The sequence below is a fragment of the Chitinophaga sp. genome, from assembly GCF_036569125.1.
GTDB lineage: Bacteria > Bacteroidota > Bacteroidia > Chitinophagales > Chitinophagaceae > Chitinophaga.
The window spans coordinates 1-10789 of record NZ_DATCRF010000673.1 but is presented as its reverse complement, the minus strand read 5'-3'; the positions used below and the strand labels follow the sequence as shown (position 1 = coordinate 10789).

Here is a 10789-nt window from a genome sequence, read left to right as displayed (position 1 = left end):
GGGTAATGCCTGCAATGGGTGTGATCATATGCCCGCCGGTTTCTGTTTGCCACCAGGTATCGGCAATCGGGCATTTGCCTTTGCCAATATGGTCTTTAAACCAATGCCAGGCCTCTTCATTAATCGGTTCGCCTACGCTGCCCAGTTTTTTCAGGGAGCTCAGGTCTTTATGATTTACGGGTCCTAAGCCAAAGCCCATTAAGCTACGTATAGCCGTAGGGGCAGTGTACAAAGTATCAACCCGGAACTTATCGGTAATATCCCACAGGCGCCCGGCATCCGGCCAGGTAGGCACGCCCTCGAACAGCAGGGTAGTGGCGCCGGCGCTTAACGGACCGTAGAGGATGTAGCTGTGCCCTGTGATCCAGCCAATATCTGCCGTACAGAAAAATACTTCGCCGGGTTTGTACTGGAAAGTATTTACGAACGTGTAGTTGGTGTACACCATGTACCCGGCGCAGGTATGCACCACGCCCTTGGGTTTACCGGTGCTGCCGGAGGTGTACAGGATGAACAGCATATCTTCCGCATCCATTTCTTCGGCAGAGCAGGGTGGGTTGCCCAGGGTCTCTACCTGTTTTATTTCATCTTCCCACCACACATCGCGGCCTTTCAGCATGCTGATGGGGGTGCGGGTACGGGTACATACAATTACTTTTTTTACGCTGGGGCAGGCCATCAGGGCATCGTCTATTACGGATTTCAGCGGAATATCTTTATTGCCGCGGAAAGCGCCGTCGCAGGTAATTACCAGGTTACACTGGGCATCCTGTATACGGTCGGCAATGGACTGGGCGCTGAAACCGCCAAACACTACGGAGTGTACGGCGCCTATACGGGCGCAGGCCAGCACCGCTATGGCCAGCTCGGGGATCATACCCATGTAGATACAAACACGGTCGCCTTTTTTAACGCCATTGTTTTTCAGCACGTTGGCAAACTGGCATACCTTATTATACAGCTCGCGGTAGGTAAGTATGCGGTGGCGTTCTTCCGGATCATTAGGCTCCCATATTATGGCAGGCGTATTGCCCAGGGTAGCCAGGTGGCGGTCCAGGCAGTTTTCAGTGATATTCATCTTACCACCCTGGAACCACTTTATATCAGGGTCTTTGAAATTCCATTCCAGCACCTTATCCCATTTCTTACGCCATAAAAAATGTTCGGCCACATTACCCCAAAAACCTTCGGGGTCTACAACGCTTTGGTTATAGGCGTGCTGGTATTCTTCAAAATTCTTGATCTGATACGGGTAAGAGGCCATAGCTGCTTTATTTTGTATTTACGTTGGTCATAACGGAGGGTAAATTTATTTTCTTTTCTCCATTTCTCCCAGCAGCTACAGATTATTTAAAAAAAACAAATGCCCCCTGGAAGGAGGCATTTTGTACTGGTTAAAGTTGGGTATAGGGATCTATTTAGGGATTCTAATGCCGTAAGAATGTACGTTTACGCCTGCATTGGTATAATATTCTTCATATTTCAGGCGGCCGTCTTTAAAGCTCAGGTTACTCCAGTTAAGGGTAACAGGGTTGCCGGGGAAACTCACCGTGTAAACGATCCGGCTGCTATCTGCGGTGGCAAAGTCCCAGGTGAGGTTACTTTTACCGCCGTTATTATCTGTGTATGTACCTGTTTTATCGGTGTTGAAAACAATGTACTCATTATCAAAGTTGTCTGTATTACCGGTAGCGCCCCGCAGGTAGTAGATGGTTTTATTGGTCCCCTTCACCCCACGGATCTCCTGTATCTTCCAGGGATTGGCAGTAATGATCTGCATATTCACCGTGGTATCTTTCTGAATGATGGTGTCCTTCCGGATAACAGTATCTTTCTGTATTACTGTAACAGTGTCAACAGATTCTTTGGTACAGGATACTACGCTCACCTGCAGCGCGGATAACATAACAATAAAGGCAATCAGGGATAAGCCGCCGTAAAATTTCTTCATATAAGTTGATAGTACTCTTGTGGAAACCTGTGCAAAGATACTGGCAGTCCCCGACAATCATATGACTAGTAAGTGCTATATTATTTACATATTGCTTTCTTATTTTCCGCCCTCTATTTCCGCTAACCGCTGTGTTACATACCTGGAAATAGCCGGGTCCTCCTCCTTACTCCGTGCCAGTAACAGATAACGTTTATAATACCGCTGTGCCGCGGCCAGGTTTTGCAGATGATAGTCATAAATGCGCCCTATGCTATACTGCCGCAGTGGTGCGTGGAACAGGTAGTACGCAGTATCCAGGCAGGCCGTAGCTTTCCTGAATACATGCTGCTCTTCATAGTTCACGCTCATGGCGCTGTAATAATCATCCAGGCTTTTGGATTTTGCCAGGTCAATGCAGGTTTGCAGCAGGGTATTGCTGCGGGTATAATCCTTTAGCTGTGTACAGGCCATAGCCGCATAATACATAATAGCTTCGGTTGACATATTCATCTGCGTCAGAAAATCATTTACGTATATGCATTCCTGGTAGCGCTTCAGATTATAGCAGGCAGCCGCCACAAAGGTGTATGCAGCAACGGAAACAACCTGTTGCCGCATGAGCCGCTGCCCCAGCATAATGGCCTGCGCATAATCTTTCCGGAAATAGGCTGTTTTCACCGCCGGTATGATCACCGTAGTTTGCAGGGAATCTTTAGCCAGGTAGGGCTGCAGCACACTGTCAGCCGCATTGTACCGCTGCCGGTCCAGCCATTCTTCTGCCATGCGCGCCACTACCTTACTGTCAAACGGGTTCAGGGCATATGCCTGCTGCAGGTACACAAAACCACTATCGGCTTCCCGGGCGGCAAACAGGGCAAAGCTCAGCTGCTTATAGGTTTGCGCCTGTGGTTGCAGGGCTGCCAGTTTGCGGTAATGCGGAATAGCCAGCCTGGCCTGCTCCTGCTGCATATAAATACTACCCAGGTATTGGTAGGCTGGTATATATGCACTGTCTAAATGCAGTATTTGCTGATATGTTTGAATTGTTTCCGGCCACTTACCTGCCTGGTAATAAGCATAGCCCAATAATGCCAGCTGTTTAATATTATCAGGCTGTATACGGCTTTGCAGGTATTGGATAGCAGGTTCATATTGCTGGTCCTGGAAGTAGCTCACTACTACTGCCTGGTCTATTTCCGGCGCCTGCTGCGCATAGGTGCTGGAAAGGCCCAGGTTTAGCAGTAACAACAGCAGGTAATAACGTGCATGCATAGGTACATCTTTTCATAAAACTAAGTATTTAGTTTTAAATACTAAAACTTTAGTTGAAGAAAGAATGTTCCTTGAAAAGGCGCTAGCCTGCACACTAGATCCAGGATACCGTTTATGAGCATATTTCCAATAAAGGAAAAGATACTGGCCTGCGCAAATTCAGGACTGCTGTTTTTAAGATGCATTTCCAATACAGGAAAAGACCCTGGTTCCGGAGCTGTCGTTTCCAATAGGATTAGATACTGGCCTACACATAAATCCCAGGATATCGTTTTGAGAACGCATTTCCAATACAGGATAAGATACCAGCCTGCATATTAAATCCAGGGCAGCGGTTTATAAGCACATTCTAATACAGGTAATACAGTAACATATATTAATCCCAGTGCTGTCATTTATGAACGCACAGGATAACATAGTCACCTACATCTTAAATGTTCCCGGGAAATAGCTAAAACAATAAATGCTTAACGTGGTTTTTTACGGTATTGCTCACTGTAGGTATGCAGCTCCTGGAATGCTTCATCCAGCACCGCCATAATTTTTTCTTTCTCAGCATTACTTAATGCGGGGATCATCTTTTTATCCCCTTCGGCAGGCTTATCCACTCCCCGCATTTTACGGTAAAAAGTAGGGATGCTCCAGGAACATTCTTCACAAACCTTTTCCCGGAAGCGGATGGGGAAGTTAATGAGGTTCGCATGAATATCCTGCAGCATGTTCACAGGCACCGGTGTGTGCGGCACTAATTTCTTCATGGTTCGGAGGTTTAATACGTTGCTATCAAAAAAACTGTTTGGTGTTAGCGTTGATAATTAGTTAGGATAATCAATAATTGCCTGCTTTTATATCAGCAAATATATTGATAATGATTTTAAATGAACCATTTTTTATTGACTAATTTATCAAATCGCCCATCTGCAGCTAAGCCTTTACCCCGGCGGGTTCCAGGCTGCATACCTTCATTTTGTGGATAATTAATGACGATATCATTCTCACCCCTCTTGTAAAATTTCTTTAAGGTAAAACCCCTGCTAAATCGTGCTCGTTGTGGTCTGACAGTTGTATAATGGCATGATAAGGATCAAAATGAAATTTTAATTCGCCAAAAGCAACAGAAATAATTTATATTGTAATAATGTTATAATATGAAAAACTGACACCAAACGAAAACCGAAAAATTTGATGTAAGATGCAGCTAGGGTTAATCCACATGGGCCAGCGCTTAAAACAAATACTGAAGCAGCGGAAAATAAAAATTGTTGACTTTGCCCGTATGGCGGGCTTCACAAACCAGATAGCACATTACCACCTGCGTAAAAGCGATATGAAAAGATCCACCCTGGAGCGCTTTTGCACCCTCATAGGGATCAGCAGTGATGAATTTTACAACTGGAATAATAAAGTAGTACCGAAAGCAGGTAAAGGGCAGGTGCCTACCATCGCCCATCACGGACAACGCTTTACAGAGCTCATAGAAGAAAAAGGCTTAAACAAAAGTAAGCTGGCACGCCGCCTGGATATGAGCCGCAGAACCATGTACAACCTGTTCGATAAAGCCGTATTCGATCCGCTGGAGCTGGAAACCGTAACCAAAGCGCTGGAAATAACCGAAACCGCTTTCCTGCACCCCAACGCCGTTGAAGACAGCCGCATAGCAGATTCTGAAGAAATGCTGGCCCTGCGCGAAAAATATTATAAGCTCCTCGAAGAATATAACCAGCTCCTCAAACAACATAATGCCTTAAAAGAAACCATGGATACGTTTAAGAAAGATATCGTACAGCTCCGCAAACAGGTACGCTCCAAAAAAGTCTGACCGCCCCTTAACGATAATAATGTAATCAGGAAGATAAAAAGTTGATATTCCTGCGCAAATTCGTTTTTGATTGATTTTATAGTAATCCCTATTCTGATATAGATTTTATCAAGATCAAATCAATCGGATTTTTTCGTATGAATCATTTTTGTTTATATTTGTATCGCCCTGTTGTGAAAAATATCAGTAAAGTAAAAGTTTAATCAGCTTACGCATGACTAACCCAAAAATTCCGGAGGTCTGGTATGTATCCATGTCCGTGATCGGGGGCCCCAATCTATTAACAAGACCCCGGTACGCCGGCTTGCTTGCCCAACGGCTAAATGCCAGCCACCAGGCAAACCAGATCATTACCAGGTATTATACCTTATTGCCCGACCAGCTATTGCTGCTCATTGAAGTCATGAAAACATCCTACCATGATTGGCTGGAGGAATTTAAACATAATACCGCCCGCGATATTTGTAAAAGCCTGGCCACAGATAAGGACGAAGACAGGCGCGCATGGTATGAGATCTTTGTGAACAGGGATCATAAGGGTGAGGAGGTATTCTGGTCTAAAACAGAATCACACCAGGTATCATCCCGCAAACAGTATGAGGCATTCCAGGGAAAAATGTTCAATGCACCTGTAAAAGCAGGTTATGTAAATGATGGGGGAGCATACCCTTACGGTATGTCCGAAATAAACAGGGCCGGCATACTCTATAAAGAAATGGAATTTCCGGAAGATAGCAGGGGCGTGTAACCCCTTTTACAACAGCAACGCCCCAACCTCTTCCCAGGTATTCACCCGCTTAAATTCCTGCACATTTACATTATGCGGCGCAGTGAACATCAGCGGCTCTCCTTTAAAAGTGCTCAGGTTCTTCACATGGTCATCGATCAGGTAATCGGCAGCAACAATGTGCTTATGACCACAAAACACAATGTTATGCCAGCTGATAAAAGGAAAATGTTCCTCCAGCCAGGCCAGCTTCTCTGCCAGGGATAAGGGAAACTCCATAGCCGCAGATACAATGAACACCTCGTGTTTTTCCTGTAAGGCTTTAATTACTTCCTGCGACCCGGCTATTACCGGCTTGGTGCGGAAAAAATTGGGCTCATACAGGAACTGCCTTACCACCCCATCCAGCGGAAAACCCATGGTTTCAGGTTTGCCCAGCAGGCTTTCCTTGGCGACGGTAACACCGTAACGATCTGCGTACCAGTTAATATACTGCTGTGTGCTGTCTGCCATTACCCCATCCATATCAATTGCAATTCTTGCCATATTTTGCTGTTTTCTGCAAATATATGCGCTATTTTCGAGCTATGCAATGAATGTGCTATTAAATTATCGCAAATAATTTCATAATATTGCAGAAAATAGCAAGTATGTTGAAGGAAGAGCGCCTGGATTATATTCTTAAAAAGCTGCAGGCAGATAATAAGGTACTGCAAACAGAGCTCAGTAACGATCTGCAGGTATCTGAAGATACGGTACGCCGCGACCTGGAATCGCTGGCGCAGAGCGGCTTGCTTATTAAGGTGAGGGGCGGCGCTATTCCCCACTCTCCGCATCCCTACAGCTTTAAAGAGCGTATCGGCATTCATGAGGATGATAAACGCACGATCGCCGGCAAAGCCTTATCCTTCCTGCACGACGGGCAAACTATTATCATGGATGGAGGCACCTCTACCTACACCCTGGTGAAAATGTTCCCGGCCAATTTGCGCCTTACCGTTATTACCAACAGCGTACCCATTGCCATGCAGCTTATGGAGCATCCCTCCACAGAGGTGATCCTTACCGGCGGGCGTGTTTTCAAAAGCTCCCAGGTAACCTCCGGGCTGGATACCATCCGTATGCTGGAAAAGGTTAGGGCTGATATTTGCTTCCTGGGTGTTTGCAGCCTGCACCCCACAGCCGGCATCACGGGCATTGACCTGGGCGAGGCAGAGGTGAAGCACAGCATGATCCGCTCCGGCAGCCGCGTAATGGCATTGGCCACTATAGATAAAATGGGCACCGCCGAGCCATTCAAAGTATGTGATATAACAGAATTGGATACAATTATAACCGACCGGGTGAATGAAGAGGTAATGCAGCCCTACCTGAACCTGGGTATTAAAGTGATTTAAAGATCTGTCCTGATTTAATGTTCCTATCCTATAAAATAATTAAAAATGTTGCAGTCATTATCAATTGAAGTCATGCCGCAAAAAAGAGCCACCCGTATAGCCGTTAGTTCCCTGTTTTTCCTGACAGGATTATGCTTTGCCAGCTGGGGCTCCCGTATTGCCGCCATTCAGCAGTCGCTGCATATGAGCGACGGCGGCCTGGGTACCGCGCTGCTGGCTTTACCCATTGGCTCCGTATTGTCTATGCCGGTAGCCGGTTATATGATAGCACGCTTTGGCAGCCGGCATGTACTGATGGTGGCCGCCATTTGTTATGCCATCATATTGCCCACACTGGGCCTGGCCCAGGCGCCCTGGCAATTGTTCTGCATTCTAATGTTGTTTGGCTTTGCCGGTAACATGGCCAACATTGCAGTAAACACCCAGGCAGTAGCGGTGGAAGCTTTGTATGGCCGTACCATTATGGCCTCTTTTCACGGGTTATGGAGCCTGGCCGGTTTTACCGGCGCTTCCATAGGCGCTTTCATGGCCGGGCAGGGCATAGCGCCCTACCAGCATTTTCTGCTCATTACCAGCATTGCGGTAGTAATAGTGGCGGTAAGCGCTAAATATACCGTAGCGCATACCGCGGTAAGAGAAAAGCCCAAACGGCTTCCTTCAGTGGAAGGGCAGCCGCAGCTAAGCACCATCAAAAAAATAAGGCTGTGGGTATTAAAAACGCAGGTTAAGCTGCGCGGCTTATGGTCCCTTGTGATGGCTTTACGGGTATTGGGGGTGATTGCCTTTTGTTCCATGATCTGCGAAGGCACTATGTTCGACTGGAGTGTGGTATACTTTAAAAAAGTGATCCTTGCGCCGGACGGCAGGGCTGGTATAGGCCTTTCTGCCTTCATGTGCACCATGGCGTCTTTCCGCTTTGTGGCTGACTGGCTTACCACCCGCATGGGACACCGCAAGGTATTGCAGCTAAGCGGTATCCTAACCGCATCCGGCTTATTGATAGCAGTGGCGCTGCCTTATTTTGTTACCGGTGTTTTGGGCTTTTTGCTGGTAGGCGCCGGCGTATCCTCTGTAGTGCCGCTGGTATACAGCGCTGCCGGCAAGTCTAAAAAGGCCGAACCGGGCGTGGCGCTGGCCACTGTATCCACCGTAGGTTACCTGGGCTTTTTAATGGGCCCGCCGCTGATAGGTTTTGTTGCGCAGGCATCCAGCTTAGTCATTTCCTTTTCTATTATTGCAGTGATGGGGGCTTGTATTGCCGTTATGGGCAGCCGCATTAAAACAGCTGATTAACGGAGAGGCATGTTATAAATGTAAAAGTCCCGGTAAAGTGTTACCGGGACTTTTTTGACTAAAAACAGGATAGTTATCTAACTTCTTTTCGTGTGCTGGAACAAAGGTACAGCATTTACATTAATAATTATAATAATGTTTCCTGAAAAATTAATTCCTTCTAATTCTTTGAAACCCTTAATTTTGCACGATTTTTTTTGTCCATCACATGGCATGAAGATCAGTAGGGTTTTTCATTTTCAATAGATTATACAAATGCCAAAAGACTCATCTATCAAATCTGTTCTTATTATCGGTTCTGGACCCATTATTATTGGTCAGGCGTGCGAATTTGACTATTCCGGTTCACAGGCTGCCCGTTCCTTACGGGAAGAAGGTATCAGAGTGATCCTGATCAACTCTAATCCGGCCACTATTATGACTGATCCCATGATGGCCGACAGGGTATACCTGTTGCCGCTGACCGTGGAAAGTATAGAGCAGATACTGGAAGAAAACCAGATAGATGCCGTACTGCCAACCATGGGTGGACAAACAGCGCTGAACCTCTGTAAAGAGGCCGATGAGCTGGGCGTATGGGAAAAATATAATGTGCGCCTTATTGGGGTGGATATTAAAGCCATTAATAAAGCGGAAGACCGTGAGCTGTTCCGCCAGTACATGATAGAGCTGAATATACCGGTGGCCCCGGCCCGTACTGCCAACTCTTACCTGGAAGGGAAGGAGTTTGCGCAGGAAATAGGCTTTCCGCTGGTAATACGCCCCTCTTTTACCTTAGGTGGTACCGGTGGTGGTTTTGTGCATAGTAAAGAGGACCTGGACGAGGCGCTGAACCGCGGCCTGCAGGCCTCTCCCATACATGAAGTGCTGGTAGAGAAAGCTGTGCTGGGCTGGAAAGAGTTTGAGCTGGAGCTGCTGCGCGATAATAACGATAACGTGGTGATCATTTGTACGGTAGAGAACCTGGACCCCATGGGCGTACACACCGGCGACTCCATTACCGTAGCACCCGCCATGACGCTGAGTGATACTGCCTTCCAGGACATGCGTAACAAAGCCATGCTGATGATGCGCAACCTGGGTAACTTTTCCGGCGGCTGTAACGTGCAGTTTGCCCTGAACCCGGAAAATGAGGAGCTGATCGCCATAGAAATTAACCCGCGTGTAAGCCGTTCATCGGCCCTGGCCTCCAAAGCCACGGGATATCCCATTGCCAAAGTAGCCGCCAAGCTGGCCATTGGCTATACGCTGGATGAGCTGAACAACCAGATCACCGGCAATACCTCCGCCTGCTTTGAGCCTGCCCTGGATTATGTGATCGTAAAGGTGCCGCGCTGGAACTTTGATAAATTTAAAGGCGCCGATGAAACCCTGGGCCTGCAAATGAAATCAGTAGGTGAGGTAATGGCCATAGGCCGTACCTTCCCCGAAGCTATACAGAAGGCCTGCCAGAGCCTGGAAAATGAAGCCATTGGCTTAGGCTACTATGGCAAATCGCTTATGAAGAGCGAGCAGCTGCTGGAAAGGCTGAAAACCCCTACCTGGGACCGCATTTTCCGTATTAAAGATGCGCTGATGGAAGGCGTATCTGTAAAAACCATTCAGCAGCTTACCTTAATTGACCGCTGGTTCCTGCACCAGATCAATGATATTGTGAACCTGGAAAAACAGCTTCAGGAGCACGACCTGGAATCCGTAACGGCAGAGCTGCTGCGCGAAGCCAAACAAATGGGCTTCTCTGATAAGCAGCTGGCCTCCCTGTTTGGTAATTGCGAGGAAGAAGAGGTGTACGAAAAACGTAAAGGCCTTGGCATTCGCCGTACTTATAAAATGGTGGATACCTGCGCTGCGGAATTTGAAGCAAAAACACCTTACTTCTACTCCACTTTCGATACACAGAACGAAAGCATTCCCTCTGAAAAGAAAAAGGTGATCGTACTGGGCTCCGGTCCTAACAGGATTGGCCAGGGCATTGAGTTTGACTACTGCTGCACACACGGCCTGCAGGCCATACAGGAATGCGGGTACGATGCCATTATGGTGAACTGTAACCCGGAAACCGTGTCAACTGATTTTGACATGGCCAACAAGCTGTACTTTGAGCCGGTGTTCTGGGAGCACCTGTGGGAGATCATAGAGCTGGAAAAACCGGAAGGCGTGATTGTGCAGCTGGGCGGCCAAACCGCGTTAAAGCTGGCCCGGCGCCTGGAAGAAAAGGGCATCCGCATTATCGGTACCTCTTTTGACAATATGGATATTGCGGAAGACCGCGGCCGCTTCTCCGACCTGCTGAAAGATCTGGGCATTCCTTACCCTAACTACGGCACCGCTTACAGTACAGATGATGC

At 47.3% G+C, this 10789-nt stretch carries 10 protein-coding genes; 5 read left to right on the top strand and 5 right to left on the bottom strand.

The features are described from left to right. The 4 genes from VIM87_RS25005 to VIM87_RS24990 form a co-directional block, all read right to left on the bottom strand. Positions 1-1264, bottom strand: a 1264-nt coding sequence (locus VIM87_RS25005) for an AMP-binding protein (protein ID WP_331999631.1), incomplete at its 3' end; no start/stop codon positions are given. 150 nt (positions 1265-1414) lie between these two features. Then, positions 1415-1951, bottom strand: coding sequence for a hypothetical protein (locus VIM87_RS25000; protein WP_331999630.1), 537 nt, complete (start codon positions 1949-1951; stop codon positions 1415-1417). 99 nt (positions 1952-2050) lie between these two features. Beyond that, complete coding sequence (locus tag VIM87_RS24995) at positions 2051-3205, bottom strand: hypothetical protein (protein ID WP_331999629.1); 1155 nt, start codon at positions 3203-3205, stop codon at positions 2051-2053. 467 nt (positions 3206-3672) lie between these two features. Continuing rightward, entirely contained in the window at positions 3673-3963 is a 291-nt protein-coding gene (locus VIM87_RS24990) for a hypothetical protein (protein WP_089907278.1), read from the bottom strand. A 434-nt stretch (positions 3964-4397) separates the two neighbouring features. On the opposite strand from VIM87_RS24990, the gene VIM87_RS24985 reads away from it, so the two are divergent. Continuing rightward, positions 4398-5024, top strand: a complete 627-nt coding sequence (locus VIM87_RS24985; RefSeq protein ID WP_331999628.1) for a helix-turn-helix transcriptional regulator — start codon at positions 4398-4400, stop codon at positions 5022-5024. A gap of 214 nt (positions 5025-5238) precedes the next feature. After that, complete coding sequence (locus VIM87_RS24980) at positions 5239-5772, top strand: hypothetical protein (RefSeq protein WP_331999627.1); 534 nt, start codon at positions 5239-5241, stop codon at positions 5770-5772. Positions 5773-5778: 6 nt separating this feature from the next. Here VIM87_RS24980 and VIM87_RS24975 read toward each other — a convergent pair whose 3' ends face one another. Beyond that, positions 5779-6297, bottom strand: a complete 519-nt coding sequence (locus VIM87_RS24975; protein WP_331999626.1) for a 5' nucleotidase, NT5C type — start codon at positions 6295-6297, stop codon at positions 5779-5781. A 104-nt stretch (positions 6298-6401) separates the two neighbouring features. Here VIM87_RS24975 and VIM87_RS24970 point away from each other — a divergent pair, with 104 nt between their 5' ends. The 3 genes from VIM87_RS24970 to carB form a co-directional block, all read left to right on the top strand. Continuing rightward, positions 6402-7148: a DeoR/GlpR family DNA-binding transcription regulator gene (locus VIM87_RS24970; protein ID WP_331999625.1), complete on the top strand. Its 747-nt coding sequence runs from the start codon at positions 6402-6404 to the stop codon at positions 7146-7148. Positions 7149-7220: 72 nt separating this feature from the next. Further along, a complete protein-coding gene (locus tag VIM87_RS24965; protein ID WP_331999624.1) occupies positions 7221-8441 on the top strand; it encodes an MFS transporter in 1221 nt (406 codons plus the stop codon). A 255-nt stretch (positions 8442-8696) separates the two neighbouring features. Continuing rightward, a partial coding sequence (gene carB, locus VIM87_RS24960) for a carbamoyl-phosphate synthase large subunit (protein WP_331999623.1) occupies positions 8697-10789 on the top strand: 2093 nt, incomplete at its 3' end.